This is a genomic window from Lacihabitans sp. CS3-21, assembly GCF_024343675.1.
In the GTDB taxonomy this organism is placed as follows: Bacteria; Bacteroidota; Bacteroidia; order Cytophagales; family Spirosomataceae; genus Leadbetterella.
In genome coordinates this window covers 81,135-106,296 of record NZ_RJUD01000003.1, presented here as the reverse complement: position 1 = coordinate 106,296, position 25,162 = coordinate 81,135, and the positions used below count along the sequence as shown (strand labels likewise).

Annotated in this window: 26 protein-coding genes and 1 tRNA gene; 5 read left to right on the top strand and 22 right to left on the bottom strand. The window is 34.8% G+C overall.

The genetic code is table 11. The features are described from left to right. Together EGI24_RS03015 and EGI24_RS03010 are read right to left on the bottom strand one after the other, a co-directional pair. Entirely contained in the window at positions 1-1,344 is a 1,344-nt protein-coding gene (locus tag EGI24_RS03015) for a Gfo/Idh/MocA family protein (RefSeq protein ID WP_255046798.1), read from the bottom strand. 480 nt (positions 1,345-1,824) lie between these two features. Continuing rightward, positions 1,825-1,899, bottom strand: a tRNA-Val gene (locus tag EGI24_RS03010). Between the two features lie 200 nt (positions 1,900-2,099). Here EGI24_RS03010 and uxuA point away from each other — a divergent pair. Together uxuA and EGI24_RS03000 are read left to right on the top strand one after the other, a co-directional pair. Beyond that, positions 2,100-3,293, top strand: coding sequence for a mannonate dehydratase (gene uxuA / locus EGI24_RS03005; RefSeq protein WP_255046797.1), 1,194 nt, complete (start codon positions 2,100-2,102; stop codon positions 3,291-3,293). A gap of 40 nt (positions 3,294-3,333) precedes the next feature. Continuing rightward, positions 3,334-4,341, top strand: coding sequence for a sugar kinase (locus EGI24_RS03000; RefSeq protein WP_255046795.1), 1,008 nt, complete (start codon positions 3,334-3,336; stop codon positions 4,339-4,341). A gap of 123 nt (positions 4,342-4,464) precedes the next feature. On the opposite strand, the gene EGI24_RS02995 is transcribed toward EGI24_RS03000, so the two are convergent. The 10 genes from EGI24_RS02995 to EGI24_RS02950 form a co-directional block, all read right to left on the bottom strand. Then, a complete protein-coding gene (locus EGI24_RS02995) occupies positions 4,465-4,659 on the bottom strand; it encodes a hypothetical protein (protein ID WP_255046794.1) in 195 nt (64 codons plus the stop codon). A gap of 38 nt (positions 4,660-4,697) precedes the next feature. Next, a complete protein-coding gene (locus EGI24_RS02990) occupies positions 4,698-5,069 on the bottom strand; it encodes a hypothetical protein (protein WP_255046793.1) in 372 nt (123 codons plus the stop codon). A gap of 216 nt (positions 5,070-5,285) precedes the next feature. Then, the gene (locus EGI24_RS02985) at positions 5,286-5,924 is read right to left on the bottom strand and encodes a leucine-rich repeat domain-containing protein (protein WP_255046790.1); all 639 of its coding nucleotides are present in this window, start codon (positions 5,922-5,924) and stop codon (positions 5,286-5,288) included. Between the two features lie 115 nt (positions 5,925-6,039). Further along, positions 6,040-6,825: a prohibitin family protein gene (locus EGI24_RS02980; protein WP_255046789.1), complete on the bottom strand. Its 786-nt coding sequence runs from the start codon at positions 6,823-6,825 to the stop codon at positions 6,040-6,042. Positions 6,826-6,931: 106 nt separating this feature from the next. Then, positions 6,932-8,290 (bottom strand): HAMP domain-containing sensor histidine kinase, encoded by a 1,359-nt coding sequence (locus tag EGI24_RS02975; protein ID WP_255046788.1) that lies wholly within the window; start codon positions 8,288-8,290, stop codon positions 6,932-6,934. Between the two features lie 45 nt (positions 8,291-8,335). Further along, entirely contained in the window at positions 8,336-9,028 is a 693-nt protein-coding gene (locus EGI24_RS02970) for a response regulator transcription factor (RefSeq protein ID WP_255046787.1), read from the bottom strand. Positions 9,029-9,106: 78 nt separating this feature from the next. Continuing rightward, positions 9,107-9,778, bottom strand: a complete 672-nt coding sequence (locus tag EGI24_RS02965) for a DUF2490 domain-containing protein (RefSeq protein WP_255046786.1) — start codon at positions 9,776-9,778, stop codon at positions 9,107-9,109. Positions 9,779-9,793: 15 nt separating this feature from the next. Further along, positions 9,794-10,489 (bottom strand): TerC family protein, encoded by a 696-nt coding sequence (locus EGI24_RS02960; RefSeq protein ID WP_255046785.1) that lies wholly within the window; start codon positions 10,487-10,489, stop codon positions 9,794-9,796. A 106-nt stretch (positions 10,490-10,595) separates the two neighbouring features. Continuing rightward, positions 10,596-11,564, bottom strand: coding sequence for a sodium-dependent bicarbonate transport family permease (locus EGI24_RS02955; protein WP_255046784.1), 969 nt, complete (start codon positions 11,562-11,564; stop codon positions 10,596-10,598). A gap of 1 nt (position 11,565) precedes the next feature. Continuing rightward, positions 11,566-12,054 carry a hypothetical protein gene (locus EGI24_RS02950; protein WP_255046783.1) on the bottom strand — a complete coding sequence of 163 codons (489 nt, stop codon included), beginning with the start codon at positions 12,052-12,054 and terminating at the stop codon, positions 11,566-11,568. Positions 12,055-12,285: 231 nt separating this feature from the next. Here EGI24_RS02950 and EGI24_RS02945 point away from each other — a divergent pair, with 231 nt between their 5' ends. Beyond that, complete coding sequence (locus EGI24_RS02945) at positions 12,286-13,212, top strand: LysR family transcriptional regulator (protein WP_255046781.1); 927 nt, start codon at positions 12,286-12,288, stop codon at positions 13,210-13,212. A gap of 172 nt (positions 13,213-13,384) precedes the next feature. Here the strand turns inward: EGI24_RS02945 and EGI24_RS02940 are convergent, their stop codons facing one another. From EGI24_RS02940 to EGI24_RS02920, 5 genes are all read right to left on the bottom strand, one after another. Beyond that, a complete protein-coding gene (locus EGI24_RS02940) occupies positions 13,385-14,551 on the bottom strand; it encodes a thioredoxin family protein (RefSeq protein WP_255046779.1) in 1,167 nt (388 codons plus the stop codon). A gap of 12 nt (positions 14,552-14,563) precedes the next feature. Then, complete coding sequence (locus EGI24_RS02935) at positions 14,564-15,244, bottom strand: DUF2490 domain-containing protein (protein ID WP_255046778.1); 681 nt, start codon at positions 15,242-15,244, stop codon at positions 14,564-14,566. A 94-nt stretch (positions 15,245-15,338) separates the two neighbouring features. Beyond that, positions 15,339-16,583 carry a DEAD/DEAH box helicase gene (locus EGI24_RS02930; RefSeq protein ID WP_255046776.1) on the bottom strand — a complete coding sequence of 415 codons (1,245 nt, stop codon included), beginning with the start codon at positions 16,581-16,583 and terminating at the stop codon, positions 15,339-15,341. Beyond that, a complete protein-coding gene (locus tag EGI24_RS02925; protein WP_255046775.1) occupies positions 16,583-16,909 on the bottom strand; it encodes an RNA-binding protein in 327 nt (108 codons plus the stop codon). The genes EGI24_RS02930 and EGI24_RS02925 overlap by 1 nt, the downstream gene beginning before the upstream one ends. Positions 16,910-16,925: 16 nt before the next feature. Further along, a complete protein-coding gene (locus EGI24_RS02920) occupies positions 16,926-17,633 on the bottom strand; it encodes an ATP-binding cassette domain-containing protein (RefSeq protein WP_255046773.1) in 708 nt (235 codons plus the stop codon). A gap of 161 nt (positions 17,634-17,794) precedes the next feature. On the opposite strand from EGI24_RS02920, the gene EGI24_RS02915 reads away from it, so the two are divergent. Beyond that, on the top strand, positions 17,795-19,606 hold the full coding sequence (locus EGI24_RS02915; RefSeq protein ID WP_255046772.1) for a sensor histidine kinase KdpD: 1,812 nt from the start codon (positions 17,795-17,797) through the stop codon (positions 19,604-19,606). A gap of 26 nt (positions 19,607-19,632) precedes the next feature. Then, positions 19,633-20,319: a response regulator transcription factor gene (locus EGI24_RS02910; protein WP_255046771.1), complete on the top strand. Its 687-nt coding sequence runs from the start codon at positions 19,633-19,635 to the stop codon at positions 20,317-20,319. Here EGI24_RS02910 and EGI24_RS02905 read toward each other — a convergent pair. The 5 genes from EGI24_RS02905 to EGI24_RS02885 form a co-directional block, all read right to left on the bottom strand. Beyond that, the gene (locus tag EGI24_RS02905) at positions 20,316-21,206 is read right to left on the bottom strand and encodes a sulfite exporter TauE/SafE family protein (protein ID WP_255046770.1); all 891 of its coding nucleotides are present in this window, start codon (positions 21,204-21,206) and stop codon (positions 20,316-20,318) included. The genes EGI24_RS02910 and EGI24_RS02905 overlap by 4 nt on opposite strands. Positions 21,207-21,278: 72 nt before the next feature. Continuing rightward, positions 21,279-22,418: a methionine aminotransferase gene (locus EGI24_RS02900; protein ID WP_255046769.1), complete on the bottom strand. Its 1,140-nt coding sequence runs from the start codon at positions 22,416-22,418 to the stop codon at positions 21,279-21,281. Continuing rightward, positions 22,419-23,285 carry an aldo/keto reductase gene (locus EGI24_RS02895; protein WP_255046768.1) on the bottom strand — a complete coding sequence of 289 codons (867 nt, stop codon included), beginning with the start codon at positions 23,283-23,285 and terminating at the stop codon, positions 22,419-22,421. A 68-nt stretch (positions 23,286-23,353) separates the two neighbouring features. Continuing rightward, a complete protein-coding gene (locus EGI24_RS02890) occupies positions 23,354-23,848 on the bottom strand; it encodes a DinB family protein (protein ID WP_255046767.1) in 495 nt (164 codons plus the stop codon). Next, on the bottom strand, positions 23,841-25,127 hold the full coding sequence (locus EGI24_RS02885; protein WP_255046766.1) for an APC family permease: 1,287 nt from the start codon (positions 25,125-25,127) through the stop codon (positions 23,841-23,843). Before EGI24_RS02885 ends, EGI24_RS02890 begins: the two co-directional genes overlap by 8 nt. Positions 25,128-25,162 lie beyond the last annotated feature (35 nt).

Genomic DNA, 25,162 nt, shown 5'->3' with positions numbered 1-25,162 from the left:
TTATACTTTTGGCTCCCAGCCTGGTTCGTAACTTCTCGACCAATATTTCATGGCATCTTGGTCATTGAGAATACGACCATTACTTGAGTCAATGTTTAAAGTTCGGCCTGTACGTTGAGCTATATTTCCCAGTTGCATAAGAAGCGTGCTTTTATAGCCCCCATCGATATCAGAAATTACAGGTGTACCTTTTGTAATACCGTCAAAGAAATTCTGAATATGCAGGGCATCCAATTGTTGAGATGGGTTTTGAAGGTTTCTCGGATCAATTTCGAAGTTATTTTTTACTTCTTTAATCAATTTATTTTTAAGGTCAAAGATTTTGTAGGAATTACCGCTTTCTATCAACATAGAACCATTTTCGGCATAGAATACAAGACCAACGCTCTGGTCTTCATCAAATTTCCCGTTACAAGACCTACCTTCCCATGTGATAAGGCTTTTGTTGGCAAATTCCAGAGAAATTAACTGGGTATCTGGCGTTTCCCAATCATCTGTATAGCGATATCGCCCCCCTGACGAATTGACTTTTGTTGGAAAGTCAACACCTAATCCCCAACGGGCCAAGTCCACCATGTGCGTACCATTGTTTAATGCTTCACCAGTACCCCAATGCCAAAACCAATGCCAGTTGTAGTGAATCAAATTATCCTGATAAGGTAAACGCGGAGCGGGACCTTGCCATAAATCAAAATTTAACCAAGAAGGGACAGTTACTTTTTTGCCGTTGCCAATTGAAGCCCTATTATTGGTATACCAAGTTTTGGCATAATAAGGCCTACCAATAACTCCTTCGTGAAGTTCTTTAATGGCCCGAGCGACATTCGGCCATGAACGTCGCTGGTTGCCCATTTGCATAATTCTATCATATTTTTTAGCGGATTGGACAAGCATTTCGCCTTCTTTGGGATTATGACTGCATGGTTTTTCTAAATATACATGTTTTCCGGCTGCACAAGCTAGTAATCCAGCAGGTGCATGCCAATGGTCTGGTGCTGTGACAATTAGCACATCCAAATCTTTATCTTCCAAAGCCTTGCGAAAATCTGGCGTATTTTTAGGTGTTTGTTTTTGGATTTTAGAAACTTCGTCAATACAAATTCTAGAGGCTCTCGTATCTACATCACAAATATGCAACACTTCACAATTGGTTTGAGAAGCAAAGTTTTTAGCTACTGCCAATCCACGGCTATTTACACCCATTCCAGCTACTAAAATTTTCTCATTGGCACCTATTATTTTGGAATAACTTTTGGCTGAAAAGCTAGGTAAAACTCCTCCGAAACTTAAGGCAATTGCACTTGCAGACGTTTTTCTAATGAATGATCTTCGTGATTTATACATCTTGAAAAAAATAGGGGTTTAACAACTGATTTCCTCTTCATTTATAGCCTTTACAATATTATAGTAAATTGTTCTAAAAATTATATTTTTTATTTGAAAAAATACAATTTCTGGATTTATTTGAACCCAAAGTAAAAAATTGCTGAGAAGTATATTTTCAAAACTGATTTTTGATACCGCAATAATTAAAGTAAGAAGGTTTAGCGTTTAATAAAATGTAAGTAAAAAACTTTGTTTAAAACGCTAAAAATATTAAAACACAAACAGAAGGGCATCCTTAATAATCAAAAAAACCATTCATCCCGAATGGTTTTTTTGATTTTCGAAAACCTGTATATTTCAAAAACTCCTATAAATAGCTAATTTTCAACACCTCTAAAAATCAAAATGTATAAACCATGTTTAAACCAAGATTTTCTAAGGTATGGCCAAAAACGAAAAAAGCCTCATAATCAACTGATTATGAGGCTTTTGCTATCGTGGGAGTTGAGGGATTCGAACCCCCGACCCTCTGCTTGTAAGGCAGATGCTCTGAACCAACTGAGCTAAACTCCCTTTTTCCCTGTGCGTTGGGAGTGCAAAGATGCAAGACTGATTTTTTATTTCCAAACATTGAGTAAAAAAAAATAACTTTTTTTTTACTTTCGTAATTCATCACAAGTTTTTGACAAAAAAATACAATTATTTAAATCTATAATGGTAGTATTTCGATACTCCATCCATTATTTTTGTCAAAATAATATCAATTGAATTTTATGGCATTAGAACAAACTTGGAGATGGTATGGTCCCAATGACCCAGTGAGCCTTTCGGATGTACGCCAAGCTGGAGCCACAGGCGTGGTATCGGCTCTTCATCATATTCCAAACGGTCAGGTCTGGACCGTAGAAGAAATTCAAAAACGAAAAGATATAATTGAAACTGCGGGATTAACATGGTCTGTAGTGGAAAGTATACCAGTACATGAAGACATCAAAAAACGCTCTGGAAATTATGAGACTTATATAGAAAATTACAAAACTTCTATCGCTAATCTCGCCATTTGTGGAATAGACACTGTTTGTTATAATTTCATGCCTGTTTTAGACTGGACACGGACTGACCTTGACTATCCAATGACAGATGGCTCTACGGCTCTACGATTCGATATGGTTGAGTTTTGTGCTTTTGAGGTTTATCTTTTGAAAAGAAAAAATGCCTCAGATGCATATTCGCCTGATGTTCTTCAAAAAGCCGAGCAATGGATTCATTCAGCTACTGATACTCAAAAATCTAAATTGGTCAAAAATATAATAGCTGGACTTCCTGGAAGTGAAGAGAGTTTTACAATTGAGCAGTTTGGGAATGTACTGGCTACTTATGACGGCATCGACGATCAAACGTTGAGAAACAATTTATACGCCTTTATAGCAGAAATTGGTCCAGTGGCAGAACTAAATAAAGTTTCGCTGGCCATACATCCAGATGATCCGCCTTACACCATTTTGGGCTTGCCAAGAGTAGTAAGTACCGAAGCCGATGCTAAAGCATTATTGGAGGCGTACCCGAGCAAATACAATGGCCTTTGTTTCTGCACGGGCAGCTATGGCGTAAGGGCCGACAATGATTTGGTAGGTATGATTGAAAGAATGGGCGATAGAATAAACTTTATTCATTTAAGAGCTACAAAGCGTGATGAAATAGGCAATTTCCACGAAGCTGACCACTTAGACGGTGATGTAGATATGTTCGGTGTCATGCAAGCATTGGTAAAAGAACAAGAAAAACGAAGAATTGAAAATAGGGAAGATTACAGGCTACCATTCCGCCCAGATCATGGACATAGAATGTTAGATGATTTGAATCCAAATAAGAAAACTAATCCAGGTTATACCGCCATAGGTCGTTTGAGAGGATTGGCTGAGTTGCGTGGATTGGAATTAGGTATTAGAAGAAATTTGGGTGTTTAATCTTAAATGCTATTTTTGTTGAAAAATAAATCGTTTTGCAATGCCAAAAATCGTCACTTTCGGTGAAATATTGTTACGTCTTTCTACGCCTGGTTTTCAAAAAATAGCCCAAGCGGAATCCTTCGACTGTACTTTTGGAGGTACAGAAATGAACGTGGGTGCCGCTCTAGTTAATTTTGGATTTGATGTGACTCACGTAGGTGTTTTTCCAGAAAATCATATTGGCAAAAAAGCGAAAGCATTTATAAGAAAATTGGGTATTTCTGATGAAAACATTCATCTTAAAGGCCAGAGAATGGGATTGTTTTTCCTCGAAACTGGAGCTGTAAGTCGTGCAAGTCAGATTGTTTATGACAGGGCTGATTCAGCTTTTGTAAATCTCGATCCGAGTTGGTTTAACTGGGAAGAAATACTAAAAGATGCTGATTGGTTTCATTGGTGTGGGATTACTCCTGCTGTTGGCGAAAAACCTGCAATTGCACTATTAGATGCTTTAAAAGTGGCCAAAAAACTTGGCATAAAAGTGTCTTCTGATATTTACTACAGAAGCAACCTTTGGAATTATGGCAAAACACCCCAAGATATTTTACCAGAATTGGCTTCTTATTCTAATGTGATTTTGGCATCCAGAAAAAATATCGAAGAGATATTTGGGATAGTTTCAAACGAAGAAAAAGGAAAGTTTCAAGACACTGCCAAAAAACTGATGGAACGTTACCCTTCAATAGAAAAAATAATCGCTACCGAAAGAATCCAAATAAGTGCTTCTCACAATCGTATGAATGCCCGCATGTGGAACGGCCAAGAATATATGAAAACCAGCAATTTGGATATTACACACATTGTTGACCGTGTGGGTACTGGTGATGCATTTCTTGGTGGATTTATATACGGACAGTTGAAGTATAAAGATGACCTGAAGTCTTTAGAATTCGGCAATGCCTCTAGTGCCTTGAAACATACTATTCCTGGCGATCAAAACTTAGTAGATATTGCTGAGGTAGAAAATCTCATGCTGGGTGATGGAAGTGGAAAGTTGAAAAGATAAAAAAACAGCGAGAATTTCTCGCTGTCTTTACTTACCCCTAAACTACTCTGAAAAAAACTATCACTTTATTTTTAAACACTTTGGCATATTTCTACACCTTTGAAGGTTATTTCATATTGTTAATCACCCTATTTTAAATTCTGTGAAACTTGATTTAGGTTTTACTCTTTTCCCAAATTTCTGCTTAACCCAAGCCTTTAGGTGACCATACTCCTCCTTTGTTACATAATTCATTGCTTTTTTAAGTTCTTTTTTAAAAATTCTGGGATTAAAACTGACCTTCTCGAGTATAATTTTAGTGTATTCCAGCATTGTCATTCGTGTATTTTTTTAAGGTTGAAAACTTATAGATTGTTTTATTCTTTGATGACCGCTAATTGCTCTTTGTTAATTTCTTTCTGAACCGCTCTAGAAAAAACAGGTGATTTATAGTTTCTGGTTGATTCCAATGGATTAATTCCAGTTTGAACTTTCTCCGTACTTGTTCGCAATACCAGTAGGTCCTGATTTTCTTGGTTCTTATTAAACACTTGATGCTTGTAATTTTGAGGTGAATCAAAAGAGTTAGAAACCGAGGCATTACTCTTGTTTATAGCAATTTCTTGAGTTTTTACTACTTTACGATCTTGCACAGCCATTTTATAATTTCTAACTGAATTGGTTTGACCAAAAACTGAAATCGACGGTACTAATAATGTACCTAATACTATTGCTATTAAATTTTTCATTTTTATATATGTTTTGTTGTAATATTCGTCTGTCGACAATACAAACCTACAACTCTAAAATTAGACCCAACTTAGGTAGATATTAGAAAGTTATTAGAATTTGAATCGTCACTTTTTTTGTAGAAATTATTATTCGGAAACTAATACTAGAATAGGCTTAGAGTCCAATTTATACCTAACACAATATTTTAGAATAAAGCCACAGAAGGAAATATCTCACCTAATTTTTACGCCATAAGTGACTGGGTACGTACCTATGTGATTTTTCTTTATTGGATTATTCTGAAAATCTATAAATTTCAGGTTTTCCATTAAATATATTTCCTTTGGCACATACCTTAACATGCTTTTATTTACAAAAACCGAGTTCACTTTTTGCAATTTTTGAAGCGAGAAATTGGTTGGAAATTCTCGATTATTCTCCAAATGCAAAATTCTTAGTTTGGGTATAGCTGCGATGACCTCAAGGCTGCTCTCAAAATCTAAGTTTCGTTCATTATCAATAAATAATTCCTCTAAAGCCTCAAAAGAAGATAAGCTTTGTGGTAAGGACGAAAATAAATTTTCGCCAACATCCAAAACTTTGAGATTCGGAAGCTTAGAAAGTTCTTCAGGAAAAATTTTCAAATGGTTATTTCTAAGATTTAGATAGGTCAGGTTTTTAAAAAGAGATATTTCCTGTGGTAAGGACTCCATACTCATGCCACTTAAGTTTAATCGTGTTACTTTATCAGGAAAGGCCAAAGCCTCTTTGAGTTCGGTGTATTCCTCCTCTTGAGCAATTGCAAAATTCAGAAATCCAAATTGAGCCATAATAATGGCCAATAATATCCTTATGTTTGTTGAAACTTTCATGTTTTTCAAATTTAGGTTTTGCAGAAAAATTTATATTACTGAGTGACAGTTAATTACTGACACTCAGTGTTTTGAATAAGACAAGACTTATACCTATCTAACTTGCCAATATTTGTTATTTATCTGAATTGGCATTCAGCATAAGCGGTTGTTCGGCACTCGTTATAATAACTTTGGCATTTGGCGAGGTTGAAAGCTTATTAAACGCCTCAATAGCCTTGAATCTTATCAACAATGGTGTAAGACCTTCCGACACGATTTTTTGTGCATCTCTAATTCCTTCTGCTTCTATAATTAGCCTTTTGGCCTCCTGTTTTTCTTTGTCGAGCACAAATTGCATTCTTTGGGAATCTTGCTCTGCTTCTAATTTGTCCTCTATGGCTTTTGTAAGTCCGGGAGGCAACACAATACTTTTTAACAATACCGATTCTACAACAAAGCCTCTTTCTTTGAGTTGAGTCATCATTAATTCCTTAATAGATTTCTCAATGACCGACCTTTGACCAGTGTGCATATCTTTGGCAAAGTACTGTGAAGAAATATCGGCTACAGCAGATCTGAAGACAGGCAAAATAACCACCTGCTCATAATTTTTGCCAAGTTTTTCTATAACTTTAGGAGCGTAGCTTCCCTCCAAACGATATAGTATTGAAACATCGGACTGAACAGTTAAACCTTCTTTTGAAGGAAGTGGCACTCTGACTTCCATGTTCATGGTGCGGGTAGGCAACTTGATTATTGTACTAGTAAACGGATTAAAGCCTCTAGCACCTTCCATGAGAGGCTCAGACTTTATTTTACCGAACGATCGCTTTACACCAACCTCTCCTTGGCGAATTATAGTACAGCTACTAAAAAATAAACTAAAAGCAATTCCCATTAAAACCAATCGTGTTTTCATCTCTATGTAAATTTTAGTTTTATTATTTGATGCCCTTTTGAGCACAGAACAAAGCTAAAACTTAACTATTAGAACCAACTTAGGAGGAAATTAGAAGAATATTAAATTATCGTTTAGGAAGACAAACCTCAAAAAGAATTAGATCTTGATCTGTTTTGGATACTTCTATAGTCCCGAGATGCATTTCTATAATCCCTTTGACTAAGGAAAGACCTACTCCATGACCCACTTTGTTTTTCGAATTGCTTCCTCTCTTGAAGGGCTCAAAGATGTTTTTTAGATCTTCGTCAGTTATGTTTTGAAAATTATTTTGGAATTGGACTATGATATTTTTTGGGTTATTTATCACCTCAATATCTACCGTCTGATCCAATGAGTATTTGATTCCATTGTCAATTAGATTATAAAAAGCCGTATAAAGCAATGGTGGATTGCCCAGAAGCTCGGGTATTTCTTCCTCATCTAAATCGAACTTTATCAATACATGGCCAAAAGGATTTTTCTTAATAGCTTCATCTCTAACTCTAGACAATTTGTCAAGAACGTTCACCAACGTTAGATTGGAATTCGTCGAATATGAGGTAAGAGAGGTGAGGTCCAATAAATTATTACTCAGTCTGTTAAGTTGTTTTACGTCTTCTAGCACAGATTGAATCATTTTCTTCAAGTCTTCAGGACTATCATCTGCCAGAAGCGAAACCTGAATCTGCCCAGTTATAGAAGTAAGTGGGGTTCTTAGCTCATGTGATGCATGCGATACGAATGCCTTTTGAGCCAAAAAAGACCTTTGCAGTCGATCAAGCATCTGGTTAAATCTGTCGGCCAGTTGGGCAAACTCATCATTCTCACCACCGACTTCCAATCGTTCGCCCAATTGCGATGCCTTTATTTTGTCAATTTTTCTAATAATTTGCTGAATGGGATTTAACATTTTTTCTACGAAAAACCAGCCAGAAAGAGCACTTAAAAACAAAATACATAAGCCCCCAATTATAAGAACATACCTAAGGTTTTGAAGTTTAAAAAATCCATAATTATCGACGGCATAAGAAACAATGACATAATTCTGGTTATTTTTTTCAAACAAAATACCTATGAATTCGTGTTTTAAATCCACCCAATAATATTCTTTTTGTGCTTTTATTTTCTCTAAGACTTCTTTTTGTATTTTAAAACCATCTTCGCCACTTTCATAAATTACATGATTTTTACTATTAAAAATTACGATTTCCTCATTTGTAAGAACCGTGAAATCGTTTCTATCAAGGAGTTTAAGAACCTCTGGACTAATACCCTTTTTATTAAAATAGATGTTTGCTGCCGAAAGTGCCTCTTTTCTCAATCTGTCCTTAAATTCTGCCTTTCGGTAATCTTTACTTTGAATGTATATTACCACACAAAAAAAAGACACTAAAACTGAAGTGATGGCGAGATAAATTAATATTAGTTTGTTCCTAATCTTCATTATTTTTTGACAAAATTTGAGCAAGTTTGCTATCAGAAACCTATTTTACTTACTTTTTAAGGTATAGCCCATGCCAAAAATAGTATGAATAAGTTTGTCTGTAAATCCTTTATCTATCTTATTTCTGAGATAGTTTACATATACTTCTATAAAGTTTGTACCTGTGTCAAAGTCAATATCCCAAACATGCTCGGCGATATCGAGTTTCGAAACGACTCTACCTCGGTTTCTCATAAGGTATTGCAAGAGACTAAACTCTTTTGCAGTCAAAGCAATAATTTTACCTGACCGAATAGCCACTTTTTGATGAAGATTCAGCTCAAGATCTGCAACTTTTAAAATTTCGTCTTCCTCCTTCAACTTTTCATTACTTCTTTTCAGTAGAGCTTTTATTCTAACCAAAAGTTCCATAAAATCGAAAGGTTTAACCAGATAATCGTCCGTACCAACCTCAAAACCAGAGAGTTTGTCACTCATACTCCCGAGAGCTGTAAGCATTAAAACAGGAATTTGAGTGTTTTTTTTTCTAATTTCCTCACATACTTCGAGACCGCTAAGATCTGGCAAACCTATATCTAAAATGACGAGATCAAATTTTTGAGTTTCAAAAAAACCTAACGCTTCTCGGCCAGTAGACGCAATAACCGAAACATAACCTTGAGTAAACAAGCCCTTTTTTATAAACGATGCTACCTTTTCTTCGTCTTCAACAATTAGAATAGTTTTGCTGTCACTCATTTTTTAATTTTTTTGAATATAATTCTGAAAACTACTAAACACAAATTAGAGTTTTCTTGTAAAAACATTAGATAATCCTTAGAATTTCTTTTTGCTTAAAATGGTGTGATAGTATCCTATTTGAACGAAATTTTTCCCCGTTTCATCATTTATTTTGTAATCAAACTGGTTCAAAAAACCTACCATAAAGGAATTGGCAGGACCAGGTTTGTAAAAGACATTTACAGAAAATCTATTTCGCTCAAAATAGGGTTCATTATTGGTAAAGAAAAGCTCATTAAAAACTCCTAGCTCAATATTGTTCTTAGGAAAAATGGGGTACACTAAACCTAATCTATTCCGAAATCGATTCTTATATCCTTGAGAGGTAAACCTCATTTCAGTCCTGAATCGGTTTTCGATTTTGAACTTATTGATTTCTTGTGAAATTAGCACCTGTGGCCAAAGTCTAATCTCTGAATTGTTTTTGGGCAATTCAAAATTTCCACCTTCTCTATAGGTATCATATTTTCCAACCGCCATGGTTAGCAACAAATTTTTATGGGCCTTGTAATTTAATCCCCCCTTAAATTCATGATAATGAAATTCGTTGTAATATTTTAAAGACCTCAACTGCCCCTCCGCAAATAGACTAAATCCATTCTTTAAGTCCATTCTTAGATTTAAAATATTCCAAGAACCAGTAGACTGAGCAGAAATTTGAAAAACGTTAAAATACAATAGTAAGAATGTGGCAAATCTTTTTAACATTCTATATTCAAATATTTACTTTTTTACTGTTTTCATTTGAATAATATCCACTAAAAATGCAAATGCCATAGAGAAGTAAATATAGCCCTTCGGAATTTCAAAAGATAGTCCTTCGGCTATCAATGAAACACCAATCATCATCAAAAAACAGAGTGCCAAAACCTTAAAAGATGGGTGCTTACTAATGAATTCGCTAATGGGCTTGGAAGCCACCAACATTATTAAAACAGTAACTATTACGGCTGTGTACATAATCCAAAGCTCTTGAACCATCCCAACAGCAGTAATTATAGAGTCTATTGAAAAAACCAAATCGAGAATAATAACCTCAGAAAGTAATTTCGAAAAAGAACCTTTGATGAGTTTTTCCTTATCTCCTGAGTTTTCTTGAAGCTCTGTTTTGTGGTAAATCTCTTTGGTGCTTTTATAAATCAAAAACAATCCACCAAACAGAAGAATTAGGCCTTTTCCCGTAAAATCGGTATCTAATAGTGAAAATAGAATTTCGTCGAGTTTTAATATCCAAGAAATTAATGCCAAAAGTGCCAATCTCATCAGCATGGCCAAGCCAATCCCCCAATAACGCAGTTTTATTCTCTGTTCTTCTGGTAGTTTGTCCGCAAGAATAGAAATAAATATGATATTGTCAATTCCTAAAATTACCTCTAGAGCAATTAAAGAAAGTAATGGAATAATAATTTCTGAGAGCATATTTTAATCAAATTTATAGAATTGCAAAAGTACCTATCTTTTGGCACCTTATGGATGGGTAGAAATTAGAATTTCATTAGAAATAAAGTCTAAATCATGGATATTGTTAAAAACTAAAATACTGAACTGTAGCAAAATAAAGTGGCATTCCAAGTGTAATATTAACAGGAAAAGTAATTGCTAATGCCATAGGCAAATATAAGCCTGGATTCGCTTTAGGGACAGTTATCTTCATGGCCGCTGGAACAGCAATGTATGAAGCACTGGCTGCTAAAATGCCAAACATAAACCGATTTGAAATATCAGTGGTTAAAAATCCACTAAGGATAGAAAATACGACTCCATTGATCAATGGAATAAATAAAGCAAAAACTATTGGAAACCACCCAAATGAAAAAAACGATTTAAGTTTTTTACCACTTGTTAATCCCATATCCATCAAAAAAATCGCTAAAAACCCTTTAAATAAATCGTTCGTAAACGGCTTTATTCCTTCAGCTTGCTTTGCATTCGCTAAAAAGCCTATCATCAAACTTCCCAAAATTAATAAGACGCTACCATTAGTCAAACTATGACTTATAACTGACCTTTTTCTAATTTTTGTACGCTTTTCGCCTTCGAAAATAGAAATTAACATAAGACCTATAATTATTGCAGGAGACTCCATAAGGGCCATAACTGCTACCATATAACCATGGGTGTTTAACTGCAAAGTTTCTAAATAGGCCACAGAAGTAACGAATGTAACAGCACTGACTGATCCATATGAAGCAGCAATTGCACCAGAATCTTGTACAGATAACTTCCTTCTTAGTATAAAATATGTATAGACTGGAATTATTATTGAAATAGCTATACCAAAAAGCATCGCAATTCCAATTTCTGAGTTAAACGTTTCGTGGGATAATTCTTGTCCTCCTTTAAAACCAATTGAGAACAATAAGTAAATAGAAATAAATTTTGATGAATTGGAAGGGATCTCCAGGTCGCTTTTCAAATAAACTGCCAAAATACCCAAAACAAAAAATAACAGTGCAGGATTTCTTAAATTCTCGATTAGTAAATCAACATTCATATTATACCTTATTAGTTAGTTTCAAATGATTAAATACAGTTTTGTTATCAGAAATGATTAGTCCTCCAATTTCTATGTTGCTTGTCAAAATATGACTCCCAAGAATATTTGACTGTAGTATCTCAAGTGTACAATACGAGATACAAAGTTCTGCCAATTTATAGGCTTGTTCGTTTAAAGTTAGGCCATCGAAATCAGTTTTGAAGTTTTTATGAAACAATTCTTGTAAGACTTCTACACATTGAAAATGACATTGTTTTGAGTTACTAATAACCCCATTAATAAATCTACATGTTGTACTATTTACAATAATGATTTCAGTTATTTTTTCAGTTTCAATTATGCATTTTAGTGCATTCAAAAATTGAATATCCGCTGTTTCAACAGAAGCTAAAGGTGAGGTTAGAAAATAAATTGACTTTCCAAACTTCTTCTTTAAAACAGGCTCTAAACAAGAAAAAGGACAAATAATAAACAATTGATTTGGCATTAGAAGTTTGATATTTAAGCTAAATATGAATGCTAATTTTATTAAAATTTAAACTATTAGTTGGTAAAGACTCTAAACTCTCCTAATTGTTTTAGGGGTTTAAAGCTCGAATAATCATTCATAATAAATGAGATGTCTAAGTAATCGCTTAAAAGAATTTTTTTGCAAAATTGAGGCACAATTTTCATAAATTTTTATTTATTTTTGCTATCAAAACCATAAATAAATTTTATGAATTACACTTTAAATCAGTTACATATATTTCTTAAAATTGTTGAGACTCGGAGCATAACGAAAGCCGCCGAAGAACTTAATTTAACCCAACCCGCTGTTTCAATACAGCTAAAAAACTTCCAGAATCAATTTGACATTCCAGTCACAGAGATAATCGGACGAAAGATTTATATTACTGATTTTGGAAAAGAAATTGCCGAGATATCTAGGAGTGTGATAGATAAACTTTATGAATTAAACTTCAAAACCTTGGCCTATAAAGGCCACATTACAGGGAAGTTAAAAATATCTGTTGTTTCTACAGGAAAATATGTGATGCCCTTTTTCCTCTCCGAATTTCTGAAAACACACAATAAAATAGATCTGATGATGGATGTCACGAACAAAAATAAGGTTATAGAAAGTATCCTCGGTAATAAGGTTGATTTTGCTCTAGTTTCGCTAATCCCAGCATCCTTGCAAATTGAAAAAATAGATCTACTACAAAACAAACTTTTTCTAGTCGGGAATAAACTGCCAGACCCTAAAGAGACCAAAAACTTAAAAAAGTTTTTAGAAAACTCGCCACTAATTTTCAGAGAAAAGGGTTCTGGAACTAGACAAATAATGGAAAAGTTTCTAGATTCTAATAATATATTTCTCCGAAAGAAACTTGAATTGACATCTAATGAAGCTGTAAAACAAGCTTTAATTGCTGGCTTGGGGTATTCTATAATGCCTTTGATAGGAATTAAAAACGAGTTGCAAAATAAAGATCTTGTTATAATTCCCATTGCAGGCTTACCATTAAGTTCTACTTGGAGTTTAATTTGGCAAAAAGAGAAAATACATCCGCCTATTGCGGGAGCATTTTTGGACTTTTTAAAAACTAATCACCTTCAAATTGTAGAAAGTAAGTTTAAATGGTATGAACAATATATTTAGTTAAAAATTAAAATTATTAAAACTAAGTTTTGTCAACTATTTCTACTTACATAAAATAGGTAATTAAAATAATTTATCCCTATAAACTTTATGTTTACAACCCATCCATTTTTTAATAGATATTCCGGTACAACATGGTATAAGTTTTAAGCATGACGAAAGTTAAAAAAAATTACTTACAATATTTTTGGATAAAAGTGTTTTTGTCTGAAATAGAGAGACCAAACTGGGTGGCTTGATTTATAGAATTGACACATTCTATTTTTTGTCCCGACTTATTATAATACTGGGCTGCTTGTATAAAATAGGCAGATTTGTGCTTTGGATCTCTCAAACCAGCTAGCCACTTATCCTTTATTTCTAGAAAATAATCGTACATTTCTACGCCTTCTACTTTGGCATTTATTTTCTCCGATAAAAAAGAATAAGTATTTGCATCAGGATAAATAAATGTCATTTTTCGGCATAAGTTTTTTGCCGAATTATAATCTTTTGAATTTAAATAATAATTTAATTCTAAGCCCCAAAGCCAAGATAATCGACGTTTTTCATCAGCTCCAAGCTTTGCTAAATATGCATGTAATGAATCTAATTCCCATTTTGGATATACATCCTTGTTTTCAAGAAATTTGGCGTGCATTTGAATAATTGATGCAAAAGCATCTTTTTCCTTGTTGCTATTCCCTTCCAAACTAGCCGCTTGGACATGATTTTTTATCCAAAATTGAAAAAAGATATTATTGGGAGAAAAAACAACTTTCTTGAAAATATTCCAAGAACCCAAACTGGCTTTTTCACTTTCCTCAAGGCTCTCGAAAATCTTGTTATTTATGGCATTTCCCTTGTCTTGATCCTTCAAAAGTCTGTAAAAAATTGCACACTTTACATTTTCATTTAATGTTGCATTTACCCTTTTTTCGCATTCCAAGCAGTTATTTCCTCTTTCCTCTTCAAACTGAACAATTATCTCTTCGACAGTTTCCTTAGGTTCCAAAAAATACTGGAGTTTACCCCCATCGTCAAAAAACAAAAAAACTGGATAATTTATTAACCTAATGTTTCTTTCCTCTAGAAATTTCACTTGACTTTGATTCGTCAAATCGAGCTTCATATTGGTATAATTATCGTTCAGATATTTCGACAACTCTGGGTTTTTTAAGTTCTGATTTAAAACCTGACAATGCGAACAATCAGGATGAAAACATTCTATAAGTATACTCTTCCCTGTCTTTAATGCGGTTTTCTTTGCTTGCTCAAAATCCGTTTGCCAACTTATCTGGCAAAAAACATTGGTAGCAAAAAGTAGAAGTAAAAATGAAGAAAATACAGACTTTTTCATTTACATCATGGATTAGTTCTTTTGAAATGGTATATTGTTGAATAACAATATTTGCATCTGACCTCTTTTAGAATTTTCGAGTATTTGAGACATATATCCTATTTCTACTCTGAGGTTCTTATTGATTACATAACCGAGTCCGCCATACAGACGATTACGGTCAAAAACATTGGCTTTGGAATTGATAAACAGCTCATGACTCATAGATAAATAAACAGCTTGAGGTGCCATGGTTTTTTGAGTAACAGGAATGTTGATACTTAAGAAATAACGAAACCTAAGTCTAACGTTATCATTATAAAATCGTTGCTCGGTTCTGTATCTGTGTTGCGTAAAAACTCTACCAAAACTCTGCCTAGTTATAAACTGTTGAAAAATTCGATGTTCGTCAAAATCGGTCTTTTCATCTGAATTCGCAATGTAGTTATGAGTGTTTATGAATCCATAACCCAATAGCAAATTGTTATTTTTCTCACTAAAATTATATCCGAGTCCTGTTCGAAACAAAAGCTGTTGCGTGTCACCAATAAAATTATAGCTTCGATATTGAATTTCACTGTGTAAATTCCATTTTCCCTTAAACGCTTGATTTCCAAAATAAACCAGCCAGTTGCCTGTATCTGACGATTGGGCAAACAGTGAAACTGCTATAAATTGAAGAAATAATAGTGTTATTAATTTTTTGAAATTCATAATGGTTAAAAACTATCACATTCCAAATATGACAAATCAATTGGTGCTATAAAAGTGACTATGAAAGATTGTTAAAATAGCTCAAATAGCCATTCTATTTTTTCTTCTTTTTTTTAACTTCCATTGCCTTTTCAAACTCCGCAATCTCTTTAAAAACGTCCTTGTAAGTCTTTTGGTCTGCCTCTGAAAAAATTATAGTTTCTTGATAGTCCAAATCCTCTAATTTTTGAGTAGAAATAGAATGCCCTATATAATCTTCAATCGCATCCAACATCGGACGTTCTTCCATACTACAAAAAGACAAGGCTCTTCCTTTCAGTGTTCCCCTACCGGTTCTACCAATTCGGTGAACATAGTTTTCAGGAACATCTGGCAAATCGTAGTTGATAACATAATCTACGTTGGGAATATCCACTCCTCTAGCACTCACATCTGTAGCAATAAGTACCTTCAACTGTCCAATTTTAAGCCTTTTCATGGTATCATTCCGCTCTTGGTGAGTTTTCCCTGAGTGAATAGATTCTGTAACTAAGCCCACACGATCCATCGCTGCCACTACCCTATCTGCACGCACTTTGGTACGAACAAACACCACTAGTTTTTTCTCTGGATTTTGCTTGATAAAACGCTCCAGAAAGAATCGCTTATCATCCATCTCTATCAGTATCATCGAATGACTGATGTTTTTGGAGATGGGGTCGTCGGGCGAGATTTGAATTCGAATGGCATTCTTTACAATAGAATACGCTAGTTTTTTTATCTTTTCATCTATAGTAGCGGAGAAAAAAAGCGTTTGTTTGTTTTTGGGCAAAAATCGCATGACGTCTTCTATATCTTTATAGAATCCCATGTCCAACATTCTATCGGCCTCGTCAAGGATAAGAAACTCCGTCCCTCTAAAGTCTATATATCCTTGAGCACGAAGATCAAACATCCTGCCCGGCGTAGTTATCAAAATATCCACGCCTTTTTGAAAAGCGGCTATCTGTGGATCTTGGTCTGTGCTACCAAACAAGGCCAGAATACGCAGTTTGGTATATTTGGCTATTTCTTTAAAAACCTCAGCAATTTGTTGAGCAAGTTCATGGGTTGGCACCATTACTAAAGCCCGCACAGAGCCTTTTGCAAACCACTCAGGTGGGTTGCTATGAAGAATATTTATAACCGGAATAGCAAAAGCTGCTGTTTTACCTGTACCAGTTTGTGCAATAGCAAGCACATCTTCGCCCTTCAGAATATTGGGAATAGCCTTAAACTGGATATCAGTAGGCTTTTTGAATCCTTTCTCTGCTAAACTTTTCTTTATGTCATGCGATATTCTGTAATCGTCAAATTTCATTAATCGCCAAAAGTTATAATGTTATCGTTCTTCTTTTTGGGTTTGTGCCAATCTCTCGGAGCTTTGTCAATTCTTTGGCCTTCTTTATCCTTATTGGCCTCAGAGACCACAATTGCTCTACCCATTTGATCAGAACCATTCAACTTCTTTATAGCAGCGGTTCCACTTTTTCTGTCTCCCATTTCAACAAAACCAAAACCTTTGTTCTGCCTGGTGGTTTTGTCTATTACTATTTTGGCAGATTTCACTTCGCCAAATGGTGAAAACAAATCTACCAAATCTTGGTCTTTAAATTTGAAAGGAATGCTACCTACAAAAATGTCCATATCTCAATTTCTTTTATCAGTTTGTTAATTTTCTAAATATTTCCTCGAGTGTTCCACCGTCTTTCTTAAGGTTTTCTAAAGTGTCATCGGCCACTAAGTTTCCTTTATTGATTATAATGACCCTGTCACAAATAGCCTCTACTTCTTGCATAATGTGGGTGCTGAGTATAATCGTCTTGTTTTTTCCAACTTCTTTAATCAGCTTCCTTATTTCTACCAATTGGTTTGGATCTAAACCCGTTGTTGGCTCATCAAGTATCAATACTTCTGGATCATGAATTAAAGCTTGAGCGAGTCCTACTCTCTGCCGATATCCCTTAGAAAGTTGCTCAATTTTCTTATGTTTCTCAGGCATTAGTCCAACCATCTCAATAACTTTTGCAACTTTTTCTATAAGCACAGTTCCTTTCAAACCAAACATACCACCAACAAAGCTCAAATATTCTGTTACGTACATTTCTAAATACAAGGGATTGTGCTCGGGCAAATAACCAATTTTACTTTTCGTAACTAAAGAGTCAACAGTGATGACATCGCTATCCAATTGAGCCTCTCCCGATGTTGAATTTATGTATCCCGCGAGTATTTTCATGGTTGTCGATTTCCCAGCACCATTTGGTCCTAAAAATCCCAATATTTGCCCTTTTTCTATCGAAAAAGAAATATTGTTAACAGCCGTTTGGCTTCCGTAAGTCTTTGTCAGCTGATTTACTGATATGGCCATAAAAATAGTTAAGAAAAAAATTTCACAAAATTAATCATTAATTCCTTAAAACACGTGATAATTAGCCATTATGATACTGCCACACGCATAGTTAAAAAGTGTTAAAGCTCTTTCGTTATTCTGTTAAAAAACCTAGTTTTGGAAAATCAAATATCTGAAAATTGAATCGAATTAATGTTTTGATTGGATTAATGCTTTTGGCATTGGTTTCTTTAATAGCCTTCCAATGGTATTGGATAGAGAATGCTATTGCCGAAAAAAATGAGCAGTTTGACAGAAAAGTAAATGAAATATTGAGAGAAACCTCTCGACAAATAGAAAAACAAGAGGTCATATTTATGGCCAAACAAAGAATAATTCAAGAGGAAAAAAATCGGTTACTAAATATTTCAAAACCTAAAAAGAGAGTTTCTCGTAAAAAACCTGAAATTGTAAAACATACAAACATCACTTCTGACACTATTAACTTTGCCTACAACGAGGGTAATCTTCTCAAAATAGATCCTAGACATGTAGTTACGGTAAATGTGAGTCCGAGTTTTGAGCCTAAAAACGATGTTCTGGCAGAACGCATGTATGTTTATCCTGAGCAACAAGGCGAGTATTTAAGGGCATTTTTGGAAGACGAACACCGGACTTTTGAGAAATTCAGGAAAAGATCGATAGAACTTGCAAAAAAACAGAACAATTTAAACGAGCTCTCTAGATTTTTTGAAGAAGATCCTTTCTTTGACTTCTCTGAGCAATTACCTAGATTCAATTTTATTGTTACTGAAGACAACTCATCAGAAAATGCATTTGATCAAGAAATGCAACCAAAAAAATATCTTAAGCCACACAAAAGAACTACTGAAAAGAGTTGGGTATCCGAAAAAAAACAGGAAAAAGTAAATCTGATGAAAGATGTTTTCAAGGATTTTATTATTGGTAAGCGAAGCATTTATGAGCGATTAGGTCATGTTATGCTCGACACATTATTGAAAAAAGAATTTGCTGAAAGTGGAATCAATTTACCCTTTAAGTATAGTGTAAAAGACAACGGAAATATGGTTTTTGCTTCATTTAACAAGGATGAATCTTTTGCCAACTCCAAAACCTATAAAGTAAAGCTTTTCCCAAATGACACCTTTCAGCAAGACCAGACCCTGCAAGTATATTTCCCTGAGAAAGAAAACTATATCTTACGAAACCTTTGGTCGATTTTTGGAAGTTCATTTCTATTAATTGCCTTTGTGGGCGGTATTTTCTACTATTCTGTCAATAGCCTTTTGACTCAAAAGAAACTCTCCAATATCAAAAATGACTTCATAAACAACATGACGCATGAATTAAAAACGCCAGTTTCTACAATTGCCCTAGCTTTGGAGGTTATAAAAGATAAAGAAATTAATAAAAGCCCTGAAAAAACAGAAAGATATCTCAACATAATAACGGAAGAAAACAGACGATTAGGCACTCAAATAGAAAAAGTCCTACAAATAGCAAAGCTTGAAAAGGGGGATTTAAGCCTTAATTTTGAACCTATTGATATCAATGAAGTGCTGGATCAAGTGGTGAAAAACCAAAGTGTTCAGATGGAACAATTCGGAGTGAAACTCAATTTAGACCTTCAAGCCGAAGAAACTAATATTTCAGCAGATAGGGTGCATTTGACAAACATTATTTTCAATCTTATGGATAATGCCATCAAATATTCGAAAGAAAAACCTGAAATCACGATAGCAACAAGTAATACTGAAAAAGGGCTACTTTTAAAAATTTCTGACAAAGGAATAGGCATTCCCAAGGATCAATTGAGCAAAATCTTTGAGAAATTTTATAGAGTTCCCAAAGGTGACCTCCATGATGTGAAAGGATTTGGACTCGGCCTAAGCTATGTTAAAAACATGGTAGAAATGCACAATGGGACGATTTCTGTTAATAGTAAAATTGATGAAGGAACAGACTTTTCGGTGCTGTTGCCTTTGGCTTAAAACGAACCTACGCTTAAATAAACTATATGAATCAAATAAAACTACTGCTCGCAGAAGACGACCATAACTTAGGCTCACTACTTCATGAATATCTCACAGCAAAAGGCTATGATGTGACCTTGGCAAAAGATGGAAACCAAGGTTTAGATATATTTTTAAGTTCAGAATTTGATTTTTGCATCTTAGATGTCATGATGCCAAAAAAAGACGGTTTCTCTTTGGCCAAAGAAATACGAACCAAGAATCCAGATATACCTATAGTGTTTCTTACTGCCAAAAGTATGCCCGAAGACACCATAAAGGGATTTGAAGTTGGAGCTGATGATTATATCACCAAGCCATTTAGTATGGAAGAGCTTTTGGTTAGAATAAAAGCGATTCTAAAAAGATCTAAAAAAGGAGAGATAAACCCCGAAGCTGAAGTTTTCACACTTGGCAAATTTGCTTTCAATTCCTTACAACATGAGCTAAAAAGTGCTGAAGGAACCAGTAAGTTAACCACCAAAGAGTCGGATTTATTGAAGTTATTTTGTCAAAATCAAAACAAAACTGTGAGCCGTAGCTACGCCTTAAAGCTAATTTGGGGGGATGATTCTTATTTTAATGCCCGAAGTATGGATGTATATATCACCAAATTAAGGAAATATCTTAAATCAGACAGCAGCATACAAATCATGAATCTACATGGAGAAGGGTTTAAGTTGGTGTGTTAAAACCACTTAATCAAAGTCCTCAAGCTCAAGAAAATAATCATTAAACCAACCGCTACCATTGCTGGTTTTCTTGGGATTTTATTGATGAAATATGCACCAAGCGGTGCTGCAATAACGCCACCTAGTATTAAACCTGCTATAACTTGCCAGCCATGAATACCCTCGAAAAGTAAAAAAGTAATACCACTAGCAAAGGAAATGGCAAATTCTGCAGCATTTACAGAACCAATGGTATAACGAGGGTCACGCCCACGGCCTATGAGTGTAGAAGTTACGATGGGTCCCCAGCCACCGCCACCAATTGAATCCATGAAACCACCAAAAATAGCCAATAAGCCCAATTGTTTTGTTGGTTTTTTAGGTCGTTTCTTTCTTACGGCTTTTACAATGATAACTATGGCCAAGGCAATCATATAAATCGCAATAAAAGGCTTAATTACGTTTCCGTCTATTACATCTGACAATAAATATGCTCCGATAATTGAACCAATTACTCCAGGAATTATCAGCATCTTGGCCAACTTACGATTAATATTTCCAAATTTATGATGAGAAATAGCAGATGCACCAGTCGTAAACATCTCCGAAACGTGTACTGCAGTACTACTAATTACAGGTGGAACGCCGAAAGATAACAGAAATGATGTTGAGGTGGCACCATAACCCATGCCTAATGTACCATCAACTAATTGGGCAAAAACACCAATTATGAGAAATATAAAAAATTCAGAGGTAAATCCGTCTGCTATTTTTGAAAAAGAAAATTGGCTAGAATAATTATAATAAATAACCGAAAATAACCCAATAAGCAGAAAGCCTGGAATAATATACCACCATTGTGTGCTGGATATTACCGATTTAGTAGTACTATTTTTTGCTGATGCCATTAAAACTTGCGTTAAAATGTTTGCAAATATAGTACGTCCTATTTAATCTACCAAATTAGTAGATTAATAAATTCAAAGACTTGATAATATTTCTCCAGCTTTCTGTAAAGTTGCTTCGTCCTTTGCAAAACAAAAACGTAATACTTTTTCATCAATGCGTTCATGATAAAATACCGAAATTGGAATAGACGCAACACCAAGTTCTTTGGTTAAGTATACTGCAAAATCTACATCATTCTGATCGGTAATTCGCCTATAATTAACGTTTTGAAAGAAACTGCCTTGACTTGGAACAAATTCTAATCTAGAATTGGCAATACTTTTAAGAAAAATATCCCTTTTTTTTTGATAAAAAGTTGGAATTGAAAGATAGTGTGCTTCATTTTTCAAATATTCCGCCAGAGCATATTGAGCAGGAGTAAAAGAACTGAAAGTAAGATATTGATGGATTTTTCTGAATTCAGCACTCAAGGCTTTGGGAGCTAAACAATAGCCAATTTTCCAGCCAGTCACATGGAAGGTTTTGCCAAATGAACCGCATATAAAACTTCTTTCTTTCAAAAATGGGCTTTTACACAATGAATAATGCTCTAAATCATCAAAAATGATATGTTCATACACCTCATCTCCTATCAGATAAATGTTTTTGCCTTGAATTATTTCTGCAAGCTTATCCAAGTCACTTTTTGAAAATACACTTCCTGTAGGATTGTGAGGAGTATTAACAATAATCAGCTTTGTTTTATTGGTAATTTTACTTGCTACATAGTCCCAATTAACTTGAAAATTAGGGTAGTGTAAAGTAATATAAACGGGTACGCCCCCATTGAGTTCTATTGCTGGCAAATAAGAATCATAGGCAGGTTCAAAGACAATAACTTCGTCACCTTTGCTAACTGTAGCCGCTATGGCAGCAAAAATTGCTTCTGTTGCACCTGATGTTATGGTTATTTCATTGTCACTATCATATACTGCTCCATAAAGTTTTTCGGTTTTTATGGATAGTTGTTCTCTTAATGCAGGCAAGCCAATCATGGGGGCATACTGATTAAATCCTCTTTCGGCATATTCTCCCAGAAGCTTGAGAAGCTCAGAGTCAGCCTCGAAATTTGGAAAGCCTTGAGATAAATTTATAGCACCATGCTCAGCCGCAAGGGCCGACATGGTTGTGAAAATTGTGGTGCCGAGATTGGGCAGTTTGGACTTGAACATCTATTTTACAACCGAAAATACTTTATACCAATCTTCGTGTGAAAGTTTCACTTCTGTAGCTTCGGCAGCATTACGAATTCTTTCCAAACTCAATGAACCAATTATAGGCAATGCACCAAGTTGGATTAGCCAAGCCACGGCCAATTGTTCGATGTTCACATTTTGCTTTTGGGCTATTTCATTCAGTATTTTACGAATTTTTATAGCTTTCTCGGAACCTCCGCTCAGTATTTCGCCACCCGCAAGTGGAGCCCAAACCAATGGCTTGCTGTAAGTTTCTTTTATAAAATCGAGTCTTCCGTCGAAAATAGCATCGGGTTTCAGCAGGTTCATTTCAATGTGGCTGGTCACTATAGGTATCGACAAAAACTTAGAAAGTAGCTTATGCTGGCTATTGTTGAGATTGGCAATTCCGATATGTTTCGCCTTGCCAGTGTGCACAATGTATTCCAAAGTCGCAGCTATTTCTTCTAAGTCAGATATAAAGTCAAGTCCTTCTAGCAAGAAAATATCTATATATTCTAAATTTTGTGCTTCCAAAAACTTATCTAAGCTTTCGAGAAGAAAGCTTCTGGAATTATTGAAATATTCAACGCCATCCTTCTTTTGTAGTCCAAATTTAGCAAAAAGCACTACATCTTGACGTTTTAAACCCAGCTTGTTTATCTCATTAAAAAATATTTTTTGAGAATTTGAGCTTGTCTCATAATTTCCCAAATCAAAGGTATTGATTCCTAAATTCACACAGTGCTCAATTACACTTTTAGCAACTTCGTCTGTAAGAGCACTCTCATTTTCCCAACGCCAAAAACTATAAATTGCTTTGGAAACCTTTGGGCCACTATCACTTATATATATCTTTTTCATCAGTAGATTAATTAATTCCCAAAATTAGCACAGTTATCATTAAGATTTTTTGAATTTTTAAACAAATACTAAAGAATTTTAATCGTAACCAACATCTGACCAAAATGTCGGGTGGTATGTTCGGCAGCATGAAACAAAAGGCCAATTACAGTAGATGGCAACATTTTCCGGCCTACAAATCTTGTTTCGTTTAAGGTTTCTGGATTAGTATTTTTCAGTTGCTCAAGAGATTTAATTACTTGTAAATCAAATGCTTTCAATAATTCTTTTGAGCCTGTATCAATGTTTTCTATCCCTTCATTTTTCAGGAACACCATTTGTTCGTCTGTCAGGCTGTTTCCTTCTGCATAAGTGAAAAGCCTGTCCAAAACTCCAGTAAGGTGATTAAGATGGAAACCCAAAGAAGCCACATTTCTGGGTCTATCCCATAGTTTCTTTTCATCAAAGTCTATGAAAACCTCCTTCAATTCTTTTTGAACTTGAAGTAATGCATGTGCAACTGGTTGCAAAAGCAGGGGTATTTCAGGAACAGCTCCCTTCAACCAATATTCTAAATCATCCATTTTCTAATTCTTTTTTTGAGATAAAATAAGTAAAAGCTCCAAAGGCTAAAATCCCTAGTCCGATTATACTTTCAAATGGCTTATCATAAATAATGAAAGCAAGAACAAACAAACTAAAAACTACATAAAAGTATTGAATAAATGGACTCCATGGACTTTTGAACCCATTCGAGTTCCTTTTGATTTTTAAAAAACTTGCTACCGCCAAAGTTCCCATTAATTGAAGTAAAAAAGAGGTGTATATCAAGACTTGTTGTAAACTTCCCGACAAAAGTAAAATCAAAATGACCAAACATTGAAACCAAATGGCCCTTACTGGAATATCATGGGCATTTAAAGGTCTTAGCCAGCTCCACAAATTGTAGTGTTTCGCCATGGCATGAATAATTCTAGGGCCAATCCAAACGTATGAACTCATTGTAGCGATCAACTGAAGACCGATTCCTGCACTTATCCAAGGCATACTTGATTTTCCTAAAACATTTTGAACAGAAATAATTGCAACTTCGGCTTGTCCTTCTAACTGAAGAAGAGTTCCAAATCTAAGAAAGACGATTTGAAGCAAAACATAAACCAACATAACGGCTAAAGTACCCATTATTAAGGCTCTAGGGAGGTCTTTTTGCGGGTTTCTTATTTCTCCCACAATGTATGCGGCAGCATTCCAGCCTGTATAAGCATAAGTAACATATAATAAGGAAACTGCAAATCCAGACTTTGAAATCTCTGAAAGAAAAGAGGTTTCTAAATTCAAGGCATTTTCTTCTGTTGAAGGAAACCACAATCCTACACCCAACAAAAACAGCACAAAAAGTAGTTTAAAAACGGTCGCACTTATTTGAAAGAAACTGCTGTGTTTAAGAGATAATGTATGAAAAAGAGAAACCCCAACAATAACCAAAACTATATACCATCGCAAATTTGGAATATGGAAAGGAGACAAATAAGCCTCCATAGCTAACCCAGCTATTGCAACTGGAGCCGAAAATCCAACAATCAACGAAGTCCAAGCAGACAAATAGCCCAAAAATGGACTAAATCCTTCACTTATAAAAACATAATCACCGCCAGATTTATTATAATGAGTGCCTAACTCCGCAAATGTAAACGCACCAATTAAGGCCAAAACACCACCAAGAATCCACAATAAAACAATACTCCAAACATTCTGAACCTCCACCAACTGGTACCCTAGACTAGTAAAAACGCCCGTACCAACCATATTGGAAATTACCAGCATCAAAGCAGTTTTCCATCCAATCTTGTGCGTTTTGGACATAAAAAAATGGTATTATTAAAACTAGAAAGTAAAGC